The sequence below is a fragment of the Methylobacterium sp. D54C genome (assembly GCF_053345595.1).
Map to the genome: position 1 here is coordinate 1 of NZ_JBKFAK010000018.1, position 15,413 is coordinate 15,413.

Here is a 15,413-nt window from a genome sequence, read left to right on the forward strand (position 1 = left end):
GCCCCCGTCAGGATCGTCCCGTACGTGTCGCTCACGACTCGCCTCCCTGCCCGCGGAGCATACGGATGATCGCGGAAAAGTCCTCTCCCCCGTGGCCGGCGCCGGGGCCGGGGCCGCAGCGGCCTGCGCGCCCCAGGGATCGCGGGTGCCGGCATCCTCGCCGCGGTTGCGGGCCGCGCGCTCGGCGGCGTCGCGGGCGCTGGTGCGCGGGCCCGTGCGGGCGCGGCCGTCGGCCTGGGCCTTGCCGCCCCTGAACTTGCTGGCGCTGGACTTGCCGGCCTGAGGCTTGCGCCCCGTCGGCCCGCCGCTTCTGGGAGGTCGTATCGTCATGCTTCCGCCGGCACCCGTCTCCGCGTCGGACGGAGCGTCCGGGCGCATGGGCCGCGGCGTCGCGGACGTCCGGACCGATGGGATTGCCCGGCTGTAGCATCGCCCGCGCCGAGCGGCAAAGGCGGTGGGCCGGCCCGGTCCGTCAGGGCTCCGCGCGCCACGCGTCGCGGAGGCGGTCCTTCAGGCCGGCGGGGAAGAGGTCGGGACCGCCCGGCACGTCGAGCCCGTCCAGATCGCACCACAGCGCCACGCAGGCGGTGCCGGAATCCTCGTGGAAGACGAAGCGCTCCTGCCCGTCGAACCGCCCCGGCGGCAGGGCGACGGGGAACAGGAACAGCACCTCGTGCCCGACCTGCCCCTCGTGCGTGAAGATGTTCTCCATGACGCGGGGGCCGCCGAGCACCGAGACGGTGACGCCGAGCTCCTCCTGGAACTCCCGGATCAGGGCGTCCTCGACCCGCTCGCCGAACGCGACGCTGCCGCCGAGCGGCCGGACGCCCTTCAGCCGCCCGTCATCCGCGCGGACCTCGGCCACGAGCAGGCTGTTGCCGCGCCGGGGCAGACCCAGCGCCTTCACGCGAATCTCCGCAGGGGGCCGCCAGACCGTCATCCCGCAGGGGCTAGCCCGTCGTCGGCGCGGTCGCAACGGACCGGCGCACAGTGCGCCGATCCACGGCAACAACCGGACACACGGTTGACGCCCGCCCCCGCTACGGCCAAGCTGTGTTCGACGGTTCCCCTCGGGGATCAAAAGGGAACGCGGTGAGGGGTTCGCCCCGAAGCCGCGGCTGCCCCCGCAACTGTAAGCGGCGAGCCCTTCACCACCACGTCACTGGGTCACCCCGGGAAGACGGTGCGAGGGCGGCGACCCGCGAGCCAGGAGACCTGCCGTCAGCCGTGGTCACACGCGAAACGCGCCGGGCGGGGTGTCCTGGCGGGTGTCGAGGCGCCGCCAGTCCCGAGGGGAGGCGGCCGCCGAGGCCTCGTTCGCGGTGACGTGCCACAGCAAGCGCGCCCGCGACGCCGTTCCCCATGCCCGTCTCCGCCGTCCCGAACCCCTCGAGCCCTGTCGCAGGACGCCGTCGCGCGCCCGCACGGGCAGAGGCTACCGGACAGCGAGTGCATTGTAATGTTATTACAATGCTTGTAGGACGCGGGGGCCGGCGCGCGCCGTGCACGGACCGCTTTCCCCATGTCTCCATCGACCCATCGCTCCTGCCTCGGCGGGCGGGCCCCCCTCTGCGGCGTTCTCCTCGCGCTCCTCGCCAGTCCGGCCGCCGCACAGGAGGCGGTCACGCTGGATGAGCTGTCGGTCGCGGGCGCGGGCGGCGACCCGGGCCGCCTCCCGCCGAACGGGCTCAACCTGCGCACGCCCGACCGGACCGCGAGCCGCCTCGGCCTGACACCGCTGGAGACGCCGGCCAGCCTCGACATCGTGTCGGGCGAGACCGCGCGGCTGCGCGGCCAGGACACGATCGCCGAGGCCGTGACCCAGGACGCGACCGGCATCACCACCATCGCAGCGCCCGGCAACGGCAACGGCGCGTTCACATCCCGCGGCTTCGCCGGCCCGAACTCGATCCAGCAGCTCTACGACGGCACGCGCTTCTACGTCGGCGCCAACACCGTGACCTTCCCGTTCGACACGTGGAACGTCGAGCGGATCGAGGTGCTGCGCGGGCCGTCCTCGGTGCTCTACGGCGACGGCGCCATCGGCGGCGTCATCAACGTGGTGCCCAAGAAGCCGGTCTTCGTGCCGATCAACGCCGCCCGCGCGGTGATCGGCACCGACGGGGTCGCGCGGCTCGCCCTCGATTCCGGCGGCCCGCTGGGCCAAGCGGAGTACGGCGACACCTTCGCGTACCGCCTCAACGTCAGCGGCAATCGCGCCGACGGCTGGATGCGGCCGGAGGGCGATTTCCGCAACCTCGCGGTCTCCGCCGCCCTGCTGTTCCGGCCGAGCGCCGACCTCGCCTTCACCCTGAGCCACGATCTCGGCTACCAGGAGCCCGCCCGCTACTGGGGCACCCCGCTGGTCGAGGGACGGATCCCGGATCTCATCCGGTTCAACAACTACAACGTCCGCGACGCGAAGATCACCTGGGCCGACAACTGGACCCAGCTCAAGACCGAGTGGTCCCCCTCGGCCGACATCACGATCCGCAACACCGCCTACCGGCTCACCAGCCGGCGCCACTGGCTCGACGTCGAGCAGTACAGCTACAACCGCGGCACCGGGCTCGTGGACCGGGGCGACTACCTGGAGATCTACCACAGCCAGGAGCAGGTCGGAGACCGCCTCGACGCGACGGTCCGGGGCAGCCTGTTCGGGCTGCCGAACCAGTTCGTGGCCGGCTTCGACGTGAATCACATCGACTTCCGCCACACCAACAACTTCTATTTCGACGCTCCGACAACCAGCGTACCGCTCACCGGCTACGATCCGGGCCTGTTCCCGCAGAACGGCCGGGCGCGCCCGGCCTACGCGACGCAGACGAGCCAGGCCTCGGTCTTCGCCGAGGACCGGGTGATCCTGTCGGACAAGCTCTCGTTCCTCACGGGCGTGCGCCTCGACGTGCCGACGCTGAACCGCGAGGACCTGCAGACGGGATCGCGGTTCGAGAAGACCTACCGGGCGCTCGGCTACCGGTTCGGCCTCGTCTACAACCCGACGCCGGACAGCGCGCTCTACGCCCAGTACAGCTTCGCCACCGACCCGGTGAACAGCCTGATCACGCTGTCGCAGTCGCTGGCGGGCTTCAGGCTCGCGACCGGCGATCAGGTCGAGATCGGCGCCAAGGGGCTGGCCTTCGACGGCGCCCTCGAATGGACCGTCGCGGGCTACCGGATCGTCAAGGACAACCTGATCTCGGCGATCCCCGGCCAGCCGACGCTGTCCACGCAGGTGGGGAGCCAGTCCTCGCAGGGCTTCGAGCTGGCGCTCGGCTGGCGCTTCGCGCCGGGCTGGCGGCTCGACGGCAACCTCGCGCTCCTCCACGCGCAGTACGACCGGTTCGACCAGACGGTGAACGGCGCCACCGTCTCGTATGCCGGCAACCAGCCGATCGACGTGCCCGAGCGCGTGGCCAACCTCTGGCTGACCTGGGACGTCACCCGCGACTGGACCGCGCGGGTCGGACTGCAGAACGTCGGGCAGGTCTACAGCGACTTCGGCAACACCGCGCGGCGCCCCGCCTACAACCTCGTCAACGCGGTCCTGGACCATCAGGTGACGGCGGATTCACGCCTGTCCGTGCGGGTCTACAACCTGTTCGACAAGGTCTACGCGATCTCGGGCAACGCCGTGAACGGGGTCGGGACCAACTGGCTGCTCGGGCGCCCGCGCTCGGTCGAGGTCGCCTACACGGTGACGTGGTGAGCCTGCCGCGCCGGCTCGGCAAGGCGGGACGGCGCTGGCTGCTCCTGTTCCACCGCTGGGCCGGGATCGCCGCGGGGCTGTTCTTCGCGCTGTGGATCGGCTCCGGGCTGGTGATGCTCTACGTGCCGTTCCCGGCGCTCACCGAGGCCGAGCGGCTGTCGCGGCTCGCCCCGATCGCCTGGGATCAGGTCGCGGTCGCGCCGGACGCGGCGCTGCGGGCCGGCGGGCTCGCCGGAGTGCCGGCCGCCTTCGGCCTGGAGATGCGGGGCGACGAGCCGGTCTACCGGATCGCCGGCCACGACGGCACCCGGGTGACGGTCTCGGCACGGACCGGCGCGCGGCTCGGTCCGCTGACACCCGCAGACGCGCTGCGTGTCGCGGCCGGTGGTGCTCCGGCTGCGCAGGCCGAGCAGGTCGCGCGCGACCAGTGGACCGTCACGGCCCGCTACGACCCGCTCCGGCCCTTCCTGAAGGTGGCCCTCGGCGACGCCGCGGGGACCGAGCTCTACGTGTCTGCGGTGACCGGCGAGATCGCCCTCGACACGACACGCTTCGAGCGGGGCTGGAACTGGGTGGGTTCGGTGGCGCACTGGATCTACCTCACGCCGCTGCGGGCCCGGCCGGAGCTGTGGCGGACGATCCTGTTGTGGCTGTCCGGTTTCGCCGCCCTCGGGGCGCTGAGCGGAGGCGCGATCGGAATCTGGCGCCTGCGCCTTCGGCGGCGCTACGCGGGCGGGGCCGTCACGCCCTATCGCGGCCTCGCGCGCTGGCACCACCTGCTCGGCCTCGCGGGGGGCCTCGGCTTGAGCACGTTCATCGCCAGCGGCTGGATCTCCATGAACCCGAACCGCTGGTTCAGCGCGACCAGCCCGCCGGTAGCGTTGCGCGCCGCCTATGCCGGAACCCCGCCGGCGCTCGGCCTCGATCCGCACCGGCTCCGCGATGGCGCCGTGCCGGGTACGCGCACCCTGCGCTTCGCCGCCATCGGCGGACGCTGGTGGATCGTCGCCGAGACGGCGGACGGCCTCCGGACGGTCGCGGCGGACGGCGCGACCGCCCTCGACGCGCGCAGCATCGCGACGGCCGCGGCAGACGGTTTCGCGGACGGTCCCCTCCGGTCGATCCGCCCGCTATACGCCTACGACGCCTACTGGTATCCCCACGGGGCCGACCCACGGCCGCTTCCGGTGCTGCGCCTGCGCTTCGGCGACGCGGCCGCCACGTGGCTCCACGTCGATCCCCGGGACGGCGCGATCCTCCAGCGCCTGGACCGCTCGAGCCGGATCAACCGCTGGCTGTTCGACGCCGCGCACCGGCTCGACCTGCCGGGGCTCACCGGCAACCGCCCCCTGCACGATACGGCCCAGTGGGTCCTGAATCTCCTGGCGGCGGGCATCGCGATCACCGGGATCGTGGCGGGCTGGCGCAGGCTGCGTCGGACGCTGTCCGCCTGAGATCGGTTCCACGTATGCTGTCGAGCCGTCGAGATCGGCCCGGCGGTGGCTTCCGATCCGATCCGGTCGTGCTGCGCATCAGGACGACAGCCCGGAGGCGGACGCAAATACCTCCACGTCCGGCCTGTGCGCCTGCCGGTATTCACGGGGGCTCACGTCGTAGCGATCCTTGAAGCGGCGCGCGAAATGCGCCTGGCTGCTGAAGCCGCAGCCATAAGCCAACAGGCCGATCGACAGGGTGGCGCAGGCCGGGTCGGTCAGGCGTTTGGCTGCCACCTCCAGTCGGCGTCCCCAGATGTAGTCGGAGATGTGCCGGCCGCGCTCATGAAACAGCTCCTGCAGCCGCCGCAACGACACGCCCATCGCGGCGGCGAGTTGCGGCGGATCCAGGTTCGGGTCGCTCAGGTTCGCCTCGACATAGGCCTTGGCGCGCTGGACCGTGACGTTGCCGTGGACGGAACGGGGTACCTCCTGCGCCATCCGTTCGGCGAGGCTCGCCACGATCAGGTCGACGCCGATCGATGCCATGCGCTCGGCCGCGTCAGGGGTGAGGCGATCGCTGACCCGGACGAGTTCCTGAAGGTACGAGCCCGTCAGGGTCGTCGAGGCGAGGTCCGCTGCGGCCGTGAGCGCGGTGTAGAGCCGGGACGGGCCCAGAACGGTCTCGAAACGCTGGCGCGGCAGATCGATGACCAAGGAGTCGCCGGTCTCCGCCTCCATCACGGAAGAACTCGAGTCGAGCAAGATGAGGTCGCCCGGCTTGGTCTTCGCCTCTCGGTCAAGCTGCTGGATTGTGTCCCGTCCGGACAGCTTCAGGAGCACGAAAACCCGATCGGGGTTCCCGCGGCGTCGCGCTTCGGCGTCCGTGATTCTGGTCCGCACGGTTGTGTGCCAGAAATGCGAGATCGGCATCGCGCCGATACACGTCACGTCCAGCCGTCCCTGGAACGGGAGACCGTCCGGCGTCTCGATCTCGGCAGGCACGAGCCGCTCGCAGACCAGCTCCCGCCATTGGCGGACCGCGTTTCTGGGATGAATCCCGTCTGTCGAGAAAAACGGTTGCATCCGCCGCCTGGGCATCCCTGTCGCCACCCGGTGGCGAAGATCGGGAACCCACGCATCTATTGTATATAATCTACTCTCACAACAGGCAGACGGGGGATCAGAGGCGGAGCAGCGGCGCCCGGCCAGACAGCGCAGTCCGGAAGCGGGCCGGCGATGATCCATCCCTCTCGAGCATCATCACGATCACGCGGCCTGATGTCCGACCCTAGAACCGCGCCGTCAGGAACAGCCGCACGTTCCGCCCCGGCAGCAGGATCTCGTCCTTCTTGAACGAGGTCGAGTTGCGGATATCGTCGTTCAGGAGGTTGCGGCCCTGGAGGCCGAGGGTGATCGCGCTCGCCCCGTAGACCGCGGGATCGACGGCCTTGGTGTAGCTCAGTTCGGCGCGCAGGTCGTCGTAGCCGGGGGTCGGCGTCTCGTACACGGCCGTGGCGTCGTGGCTGAAGGCATGGAGCAGGTTCACCCGCGCGAACCACCCGTCGGCCCGCAGGTAGACGCCGCCGCCGAGCCGGTAGGGCGGGATGCGCGGCACGTTCGCGCCGTTGTCGAACTGGGCGCGGACGAAGTCGAACTGCGCCTCGACGCCGGCGAAGCCGTTGCCCACCGGCACGAGGTCGTACTGGCCGATGATCTCGGCGCCGTAGAAGGTCGCGTTCTGCTGCTGGTAGACGATCTGCCGGTTGTCGGTGCCGACGCCGCAGGAGGCGAAGTCGTCGTCGCAGGTCAGACCCGTGTAGTTCCGGTAGATGAAGCCGGTGTAGCGGGTGAAGTAGCCGGTGGCGTCCAGGCGGAAGGGCCCCTCGGCCCGCCGGATGCTGGCCTCGACGGTCCGGGCGCGCTCCTTCTTGAGGTTCGGGTTGCCGATCTCGAAGGTCGCGGTGGCGTCGTGCGGGCCCTGCGAGAACAGCTCGTATCCCGTGGGCCCGCGCTCGACGTAGGAGCCGGTGAGGCTCGCCACGAAGCCGTAGGGCAGGTCCTGCAGGGCGCCGATGCTGGCGCTCTTCGGGGCGAAGCGCCGGGTCCGGGCGTACTGGAACGGCTCCTGGCCGTCGACCGGCACGTAGTCGGCGGGGAACTGCGCCGCCGTGCTCGACAGCCGGTCGACCTCGTAGCGCCCGGCCGCCTGCAGCCGCGTGCCCGGGCGCAGTTCCAGTTCCTCGAAGAGGTAGACCGCGTTCGCGCGCGACTCCGTCTTCGGCAGGAACGATTCGAGCTGCGTGTTGATCACGCGCCGGTCCGACTGGAAGCCCAGAGCGCCGGTGAGCCTGCCGAACTCGGTGATGACCGGGACGTGCTGGAGTTCCAGGCGGCCCTCGGCCTCGCGGTTCTTGAAGATCGCCTGGACGCCCTCGATCCCGTCGTCGCCGATCCCGACCTCGTTGTGGCGGTAGACCGAGTAGCCCGCCCAGTAGCGGATCACCTCGAAGGGCCCGTCGAGCGGACGGTACTCACCCCGCGACAGGACCCGGTCCTGGTTCGGGGTCAGGCGGGTCCGGTCCTGCTCGGCCACGCCGCCGGGGATCGCGTAGACCGCGTCGTAGTGGCTGAAGGAGATGCCCACGAAGCCGCGGTCGCCGATCGCCGAGATGCCGACCGCGCCGCCCTGCGACTCGTTGTACGAGTTGCGCTGGATCCCGCCGGGGATCGCGTAGCTGTCGTTGGCGGTCTTGAAGCCGTCGGCGTGGACCGCGATGCCGTCGCCGCCGGCGTCCACCGTGGCGGCCCCGAGCCGGCCGTTATCCACGCTGGAGAAGCCGCTGGTGACCTGCCCCTGCACCCCGTTCGCCGGGATGAAGGTCGGGACCCGGTTGTTGTCGGCCGAGACGACGCCGCCGATGGCCCCCGAGCCGTAGCGCAGGGTCGCGGGACCGCGGATCACCTCGATCCGGTCGGAGACCAGCGGGTTCACCGGCACGGCGTGGTCCTCGCCGAGGTCGGACACGCCGCCGTTGACGATGCCGTTCTCCTGGATCCGCACCCGGGCATTGTCGAGGCCGCGGATGATCGGTCGCGAGGCCGCACCCGGCGCGTAGGTCGTGCCCGAGATGCCCGGACGGTCGAACAGGGCGTCGCCCAGGGTCCGGGGCTGGTCGCGCGCGATCTGGTCCTGGGTCACCACCGTCACCGGTGAGAACGTGTTGGTCGCCACCGGCAGGACGCCGATCGGCACCGCCGCATCCGCCGCGACCGCGCCGCGCGACGGCTGGATCGGGCTCGGGCTGGTGACGCTGATCTCGTCGAGGGCGACGGCCTGCTGCGCCCGCGCGGCGGACGGTGTGAGGAGGCCGGCGCAGACGGTCGAGGACAGGACCGTGCTGGCGAGGAAGCCGAAGCGGCGCGAGGGAAGCATCGAGACTCACACAGTGTTATATCGTTTCATTGTTGCGGCCCATCGGATCGGTGCAAGCCTTAATCCCGCGCCCGTCGGACACGGGCGAGAAACGTTACATCGTTGCAACAGGCGTCTGGGCGGCGCTTCGGCTCGCTCCGTCGAGGCGGGTTGACTTTGAAACGTTATAACATTTTGATCGCGTCATGATTCAGCGCGACACCCGCCTTCCCGTCACCGTCCTGTCCGGCTTCCTCGGGGCTGGGAAGACGACCCTGCTCAATCACGTGCTCAACAATCGTGACGGCCGCCGCGTCGCGGTCATCGTGAACGACATGAGCGAGGTGAACATCGACGCCGATCTGGTCCGCGCCGGGGGCGCCGACCTCTCCCGGACCGACGAGACCCTGGTCGAGATGACCAACGGCTGCATCTGCTGCACCCTGCGCGACGACCTGCTCGCCGAGGTCCGGCGGCTGTCGGAGACGGGGCGGTTCGACTACCTGCTGATCGAGGGGACCGGCATCGCCGAGCCGCTGCCGGTCGCCTCGACCTTCTCGTTCCGCGACGAGGCCGGCCGGTCGCTCTCGGATCTCGCCCGCCTCGACACGATGGTGACCGTGGTCGACGCGGTGAACCTGCTCAAGGATTACGGCTCGGCCGCCTTCCTGCGCGAGCGCGGCGAGACGGCGGGCGCCGAGGACACGCGCACGCTCGTGGACCTGCTCGTGGAGCAGATCGAGTTCGCCGACGTGGTGGTGATCAACAAGGCGCGCGACGTGCCGGCCGAGCACCTCGCGCTGGTGCGCTCCGTCGTGCGCGGCCTGAACGCCGATGCCCGCATCCTCGAGACCGATCACGGGCGCGCGCCGCTCGCCGAGATCCTCGACACCGGCCTCTTCGACGAGGAGAAGGCGCAACAGCACCCGCTCTGGTTCAAGGAACTCTACGGCGCCCACGCGCACGTGCCGGAGACCGAGGCGTACGGCATCGCCTCCTTCGTCTACCGGGCCCGGCGGCCCTTCGACCCGGAGCGCTTCAACGCCTTCGTCAACGCCACGTGGCCGGGCCTGATCCGCGCGAAGGGCCATTTCTGGCTCGCGACCCGGCCGGACTGGGTCGGCGAGTTCTCCCTGGCGGGCGCCGTGGCCCGGGTCTCGGCGATGGGGTTCTGGTGGTCGGCCGTGCCGCGGCGGCGCTGGCCGGAGGCGCCCGAGTTCCAGGCGCGGCTCCGGGACGTCTGGAGCGAGGTCTGGGGCGACCGGCGCCAGGAGCTGGTCTTCATCGGCACCGGCATGGACGCCGCGGCGCTCACGGCAGCGCTGGACGCCTGCCTGATCGAGACGGGCGCGGACCGGGCGCCGTTCGATCCCGCGCCCTATCGCGGCCTGCCGGATCCGTTCCCGGCCTGGCGCCGTGCGGCCTGAGGGCGACGGTCAGGTGGCCAGCGCCTCCGCCTCGTCCTCGGCCTCGATCTCGGCATCCGCCTCGGTCGTCTGACCGGATGCGCCGGCCGCCTCCGCGAGGCCGCGAGCCGCCTTGCGCAGGAGCTTCCGGAGGCGGCGGCGGTCGGTCTTGTCGAGGTGGTCGAGCAACTCGGCCTCGACCTCCTCTTGGATCCGCTCGATGGCCTCGGCCTTGGCCCTGCCGGTCTCCGTGAGCTGGACCCGCACCACGCGGCCGTCGCCCGATTCGGCCCGGCGCTCGACGATGCCGAGGGCCGCGAGCCGCGTGACGGTCTTGGAGGCGGTGGGCGGCCGGACGCGCAGCAGGGCGGCGAGATCGCCCATCGTCATCGTGCCGGCCGCGGCGAGCGCCTGCACCACCTGCTCCTGGCCGGCGAACAGGCCGAGCTTGGCCAGACGGTCGCCGGTCCGTGCCCGGTGCAGGCGCGCCGCCTGCACCAGCGCCCAGCCGACGCTGCGCACGCCGGGTGGCCTCAGCTTCTTGGACGGGAGGCCGAGCACCGCGGCCTCGTCCTGATGATCGCGCTTCTGCTTGTCGCCCACCGGAGCGCCCGAATTAGAGCCGGCGGCCGCCGGACGATCCTGAATCTGCACCGTCCACCCCCATCAAGCGGCCGCCCAGGTCCCTGTGGCGCCGACCGGTGACGGTGCGATGACGGGGCTGGCGCGGAGTCCCGCTCAGCAGTGCATGAGACGCTGGAGACGGTCCAGGATGTCCTCGCCGGTGCAGGGACGGGCGATGAACTCGGCATGCTCGGGCATGCGGGCCGGGTCCGGGGCCGCGCGCCCGGACACGATCAGGATCGGCAGTTGCGGCCGCGCCTCGGCCACGGAGCTCGCGAGGTCGAAACCGTCGGTCTTTCCCGAGAGCTGCACGTCCGTGACCAGCCCGCAGATGTCCGGGCGCGCCTGCAGGATGCTCAGCGCCCGCTCGGCCGAGGCGCACTGGACGGTGTCGTAGCCGCCTTCCTCCAGCACGTCCCCGAGGTCCATGATCGTCAGCGCCTCGTCCTCGACGAGGAGGATTACCGGCCGATCGCCGCTCGAACCCGTCTGCTCGCTCGCCACTGTGTACTCCCTTCGGCAGCACCCGGCCGCGCGGGCCGCCGCACGCATCTCCAGCCGTAGGCCCAACGGCAGAAACGGTCCCGGGTTGCAGGCCGGCACGGGGGCTCGTCACGGGAAAGTGGAACGCGCGGGCGTCATGTCGATGCCGGCGCCAGCTCGGTCACCACCCCGGCGACAGCCTCGATGAGCCGGTCGAGATCGGCCGCACCGATCGTGAGCGCGGGGGTGAGGTATACGATGTCGCCGAAGGGTCGCACCCAGACGCTGCGGGCGAGCAGTTCCGCCTTCAGGACGGCCAGATCGGGCGCCCGCGCGAACTGGACCGCGCCGATGGCCCCGAGGACCCGGACATCGGCCACGCCGGGCACACGCCGCAGCGGCTCCAGCCCCGCGGCGAGGCGCTCCGCGATGGCGCGGGCCTGGCTCAGGCGCGGCTCGGTCTCGAACAGGTCGAGGCTGGCATTGGCCGCCGCGCAGGCGAGGGGGTTGGCCATGAAGGTCGGGCCGTGCATCAGCGCCGCCGCCGGATCCTCGGACCAGAACGCCGCGAACACCTTCGTGCGGGCGATCGTGGCGGCGAGCGCCATCGTGCCGCCCGTGAGCGCCTTCGACAGGCACAGGATGTCGGGCACGATCCCCGCCTGCTCGCAGGCGAACAGGCTGCCGGTGCGCCCGAAGCCGGTGAAGATCTCGTCGGCGATGAGCGGCAGTCCATGGCGACGCGCCAGCCCGGCGACTGTCGCCAGCACCTCCGGCGGGTGGGTCCGCATCCCGCCGGCCCCCTGCACCAGCGGCTCGACGATCACCGCCGCCAGGGTGTCGCGATGGGCCGCGAGGGCCGCGTCGAGCGCCGCGGTCTCGGCCGCGCTGCGCGGCAGGTCGCAGAAGATCTGGCTCGGCAGGTAGGTGCCGAAGCGGCGATGCATGCCCTCCTCGGGGTCGCAGACCGACATCGCTCCCATCGTGTCGCCGTGGTAGCCGCCGCGGAACGCGAGGACCTTCGTCCGCCCGCTCACGCCGCGGTTGATCCACATCTGCGCCGCCATCTTGAGCGCGACCTCCACGGCGACCGAGCCCGAATCGCTGAGGAAGACGTGGTCGAGATCGCCCGGCAGCAGGGCGGCGAGCCGCCGGGCCAGGGCCTCCGCCGGCGCGTGGGTGAGGCCGCCGAACATCACGTGGGGCATGCGCGCGAGCTGGTCGGCCACCGCGCCCGCTATGTGCGGGTGATTGTAGCCGTGCACCGCGGTCCACCAGGAGGCGATGCCGTCCACGAGCTCGCGCCCGTCGGCGAGGCGGATGCGGGTGCCCTGGGTCGCGACCGCCTCCAGGGGCGGCGCCGCACGGCGCATCTGCGTGTAGGGCCGCCAGAGATGGCCTGCGGGCGTTGCGAGGGTCATGCGCCTGGCATGATGTGGCCTCGGACGGGGGTCAAGGACCGGCACCCGCCGCTTGACATTGTCTTCGCGGCACCGCCCATCCCCGTTTCCATGGACAGCCTCGACGCCTTCGCCACCGGGAAACTCGACGCCCTCGAGGCCGGCAGCCTGCGCCGCAAGCTGGTGCCGACGGAGCGCGGCGCCGGCGCCGCGGCGGCGCGGCGGGGACGGGCGCTCGTCTCCTTCTCGTGCAACGACTATCTCGGCCTCTCGCATCACCCGCGGGTGATCGCGGCGGCCCAGGCCGCGGTCGCGAGCCACGGCGCGGGGGCGGGCGGGTCGCGGCTCGTGACCGGCGACCACCCCTATCTCGGCGCGCTGGAGGCCGGCCTCGCCCGCCACAAGGGCACGGAGGCCGCGCTGGTCTTCGGCAGCGGCTACCTCGCCAATCTCGGCATCACCCCGGCGCTCGCCGGGCGGGGCGACCTCGTCCTGCTCGACGAGCTGTCCCACGCCTGCATGTGGGCGGGCGCGCGGCTCTCGGGCGCGCGGGTCCTGACCTTCCGCCACAACGATCCCGGCGACCTCGCGGCGCGGCTCGCCGAGCACCGGCCGCACCACGGGCGCGCCCTCGTGCTGACCGAGCGCGTGTTCAGCATGGACGGCGACCGTGCGCCCCTCGGCGACATCCTGGGCATCGCCGAATCCTTCGACGCCTGGACGCTGGTGGACGACGCCCACGGCATCGGCGTGGTCGAGGACGGACCGCGGGCGCCCCTGGAGATGGGCACCCTTTCGAAGGCGCTCGGCTCGTACGGCGGCTATCTCTGCGCCTCGCGCCCGGTCATCGACCTGATGACGAGCCGTGCCCGCAGCTTCGTCTACACCACCGGCCTGCCACCGGCCTCGGCCGCCGCGGCCCTGGAGGCGCTGGCGATCCTGGAGGCGGAGCCCGAGCGCCGGGCCCGTCCGCTCGCCCTCGCCCGGCGCTTCACCGCCCGCCTGGGCCTGCCGGAGGCCGAGAGCGCGGTCGTGCCGGTCCTGGTCGGCGAGGCGCAGGCGGCGCTCGACATCTCGGCGGCGTTGGAGGCGCAGGGCTACCTCGTGGTGGCGATCCGCCCGCCGACCGTGCCGGCCGGCACCGCGCGGCTGCGGGTCGCATTCTCGGCCGCCCACGACGAGGCCCAGGTCGACGCCCTCGCGGAGGCCGTGGCCGCCCTGATCGGTTGAGCGCGGGCGCTTCTCGGTGATCGCGCCGATTCTCATATCTGCGGGCCGAACAAGCGGCTGCGGACACCGTTCGTCTCTGCGAGCCCAGCGAAGCTGGGCAGGGCGGCACGACCCCTGGGATCGTGGCGCCACGCTGGATTGCTTCGCTGCGCTCGCAAAGACGGTGAGGGCGTCGCGACAACCTGCTAAGGCGTTTCGCGCATCGAGAACCCGATCCGGCCGCCCGAGGTCGGGCGACATCATCGAGAGGACGACGCCATGGACGCCACCGCGCTGCGAGCCCTCCAGGCTCCGATCAAGGACAAGTACCGCACCGCGCCGGACGCGGCGGTCATCACCTTGAAGGCCAGGGGCACGCTGGACGACACCAAGATCGCCTGCAAGGTCGAGACGGGCCGCGCCATCGCGGAGGCCGGGCTGCATCCGGCCACGGGCGGCTCGGGCGCGGAGCTGTGCTCGGGCGACATGCTGCTGGAGGCGCTGGTCGCCTGCGCGGGCGTGACGCTCAAGGCGGTGGCGACCGCCCTGGAGATCCCGCTGCGCGCCGGCACGGTCAGCGCCGAGGGCGACCTCGATTTCCGCGGCACCCTCGGGGTCGACAAGGAGGCGCCGGTGGGCTTCCGCAACATCCGCCTGTTCTTCGAGCTCGACACCGACGCGCCGGAGGACAAGCTCGCGCAGCTCCTGAAGCTGACCGAGCGCTACTGCGTCGTGTTCCAGACCCTCAACCACAAGCCGGAACTGTCGGTCGCCGCGACGACCGCCTAACGGAGCGCACCATGGCGGGCGGCATCACCCAGGCCGAGTACTGGAACGGCGAGGTCGGGACGCGCTGGGCGCGCAATCAGGCCGTCCTCGACGCGATGTTCGTCCCGCTGACGGAGGCGCTCTTCGCCCGCGCGGGGCTCGCCCCGGGCGAGACGGTGCTCGACATCGGCTGCGGCGCGGGCGCCACGACCCTGGAGGCCGCGCGCCGGGTCGGGCCCGCCGGGAGCGTGACGGGCGCCGACATCTCGGCGCCGCTCCTCGCCGTGGGGCGGGAGCGCGCCGAGGCGGAGGCCCCCGGGAGCGCGTCGATCCGGTTCGTCGAGGCCGATGTCGAGACGGCCGATCTCGGCCGGTTCGACCGGGTCGTGTCGCGATTCGGCGTGATGTTCTTCCCGGATTCCGCCCGCGCCTTCGCCAACGTGCGCCGGATGCTCCGGCCGGGCGGCCGGATGACCTTCCTGTGCTGGCGGCCCCTCGCCGAGAACCTGTGGGTCGGCGTGCCGCGCGACGCGGTGCTGCCGCTCCTGCCGGAGGTGCCGCCGCCGCCGCAGCCCGACACGCCGGGTCCGTTCCGCTTCGCCGACGCCGACCCGCTCGTCGCGCTCCTGCGCGGGGCCGGGTTCGACGCCGTCACCTGCGATGCCCTCGACCGGGACATCGTCCTCGGGCAGGGCGAGACCGACGCGGCGGCGGTCGCGGCGGCCACCCACGTCGCCCTGAACCTCGGGCCGAGCTCCCATCTCGTCCGCGAGGCCGCGCCGGATCTCCGGGCGCGCGCCGAGGCGGCCGTGGCGGCGGCCCTCCGGCGGCACGCGGCGGGCGGCGCCGTGCGCCTGCGCGCCGCCTGCTGGCTCGTCCAGGCGGGATAGGTTCCGCGCCGCGGCTCGCTCTCACCGTCTTCGCGAGCGGAGCGAAGCGATCCAGCCCGCGCGACGATCCGGGGCG

At 72.0% G+C, this 15,413-nt stretch carries 12 protein-coding genes and 1 riboswitch; of the genes, 6 read left to right on the forward strand and 6 right to left on the reverse strand.

From position 1 onward, the window contains the following. Nucleotides 1–472: 472 nt before the first annotated feature. Entirely contained in the window at nt 473–907 is a 435-nt protein-coding gene (locus tag ACLBYB_RS24640) for an NUDIX hydrolase (protein WP_447700358.1), read from the reverse strand. A gap of 137 nt (nt 908–1,044) precedes the next feature. Further along, nucleotides 1,045–1,237, forward strand: a riboswitch (cobalamin riboswitch). A 285-nt stretch (nt 1,238–1,522) separates the two neighbouring features. Between ACLBYB_RS24640 and ACLBYB_RS24645 the strand changes: the two genes are divergently transcribed. Both ACLBYB_RS24645 and ACLBYB_RS24650 read left to right on the forward strand, forming a co-directional pair. After that, a complete protein-coding gene (locus ACLBYB_RS24645) occupies nt 1,523–3,709 on the forward strand; it encodes a TonB-dependent receptor (protein ID WP_447700359.1) in 2,187 nt (728 codons plus the stop codon). Continuing rightward, nucleotides 3,703–5,163 (forward strand): PepSY domain-containing protein, encoded by a 1,461-nt coding sequence (locus tag ACLBYB_RS24650; RefSeq protein ID WP_447700360.1) that lies wholly within the window; start codon nt 3,703–3,705, stop codon nt 5,161–5,163. Before ACLBYB_RS24645 ends, ACLBYB_RS24650 begins: the two co-directional genes overlap by 7 nt. A 78-nt stretch (nt 5,164–5,241) precedes the next feature. Here ACLBYB_RS24650 and ACLBYB_RS24655 read toward each other — a convergent pair whose 3' ends face one another. Together ACLBYB_RS24655 and ACLBYB_RS24660 are read right to left on the reverse strand one after the other, a co-directional pair. Continuing rightward, the gene (locus ACLBYB_RS24655; RefSeq protein WP_447700361.1) at nt 5,242–6,228 is read right to left on the reverse strand and encodes a helix-turn-helix domain-containing protein; all 987 of its coding nucleotides are present in this window, start codon (nt 6,226–6,228) and stop codon (nt 5,242–5,244) included. A gap of 205 nt (nt 6,229–6,433) precedes the next feature. Beyond that, nucleotides 6,434–8,578 (reverse strand): TonB-dependent receptor, encoded by a 2,145-nt coding sequence (locus ACLBYB_RS24660; RefSeq protein ID WP_170868143.1) that lies wholly within the window; start codon nt 8,576–8,578, stop codon nt 6,434–6,436. Between the two features lie 185 nt (nt 8,579–8,763). Between ACLBYB_RS24660 and ACLBYB_RS24665 the strand changes: the two genes are divergently transcribed. Next, nucleotides 8,764–9,984 (forward strand): GTP-binding protein, encoded by a 1,221-nt coding sequence (locus ACLBYB_RS24665; RefSeq protein WP_447700362.1) that lies wholly within the window; start codon nt 8,764–8,766, stop codon nt 9,982–9,984. A 9-nt stretch (nt 9,985–9,993) separates the two neighbouring features. Here ACLBYB_RS24665 and ACLBYB_RS24670 read toward each other — a convergent pair whose 3' ends face one another. The 3 genes from ACLBYB_RS24670 to ACLBYB_RS24680 all read right to left on the reverse strand — a co-directional run bounded on the left by ACLBYB_RS24670 (nt 9,994) and on the right by ACLBYB_RS24680 (nt 12,491). Then, nucleotides 9,994–10,566 carry a MarR family winged helix-turn-helix transcriptional regulator gene (locus ACLBYB_RS24670; RefSeq protein WP_020093671.1) on the reverse strand — a complete coding sequence of 191 codons (573 nt, stop codon included), beginning with the start codon at nt 10,564–10,566 and terminating at the stop codon, nt 9,994–9,996. Nucleotides 10,567–10,701: 135 nt separating this feature from the next. Beyond that, nucleotides 10,702–11,091, reverse strand: coding sequence for a response regulator (locus ACLBYB_RS24675; RefSeq protein WP_020093672.1), 390 nt, complete (start codon nt 11,089–11,091; stop codon nt 10,702–10,704). A 134-nt stretch (nt 11,092–11,225) separates the two neighbouring features. Next, nucleotides 11,226–12,491: an adenosylmethionine--8-amino-7-oxononanoate transaminase gene (locus tag ACLBYB_RS24680; protein WP_447700363.1), complete on the reverse strand. Its 1,266-nt coding sequence runs from the start codon at nt 12,489–12,491 to the stop codon at nt 11,226–11,228. Nucleotides 12,492–12,581: 90 nt separating this feature from the next. Here ACLBYB_RS24680 and ACLBYB_RS24685 point away from each other — a divergent pair, with 90 nt between their 5' ends. The 3 genes from ACLBYB_RS24685 (at nt 12,582) to ACLBYB_RS24695 (ending at nt 15,337) form a co-directional block, all read left to right on the forward strand. Then, complete coding sequence (locus tag ACLBYB_RS24685; RefSeq protein ID WP_447700364.1) at nt 12,582–13,700, forward strand: aminotransferase class I/II-fold pyridoxal phosphate-dependent enzyme; 1,119 nt, start codon at nt 12,582–12,584, stop codon at nt 13,698–13,700. A 258-nt stretch (nt 13,701–13,958) separates the two neighbouring features. After that, entirely contained in the window at nt 13,959–14,468 is a 510-nt protein-coding gene (locus ACLBYB_RS24690) for an OsmC family protein (protein ID WP_020093675.1), read from the forward strand. Nucleotides 14,469–14,479: 11 nt separating this feature from the next. Next, nucleotides 14,480–15,337: a class I SAM-dependent methyltransferase gene (locus tag ACLBYB_RS24695; RefSeq protein ID WP_447700365.1), complete on the forward strand. Its 858-nt coding sequence runs from the start codon at nt 14,480–14,482 to the stop codon at nt 15,335–15,337. Nucleotides 15,338–15,413: the final 76 nt, after the last annotated feature.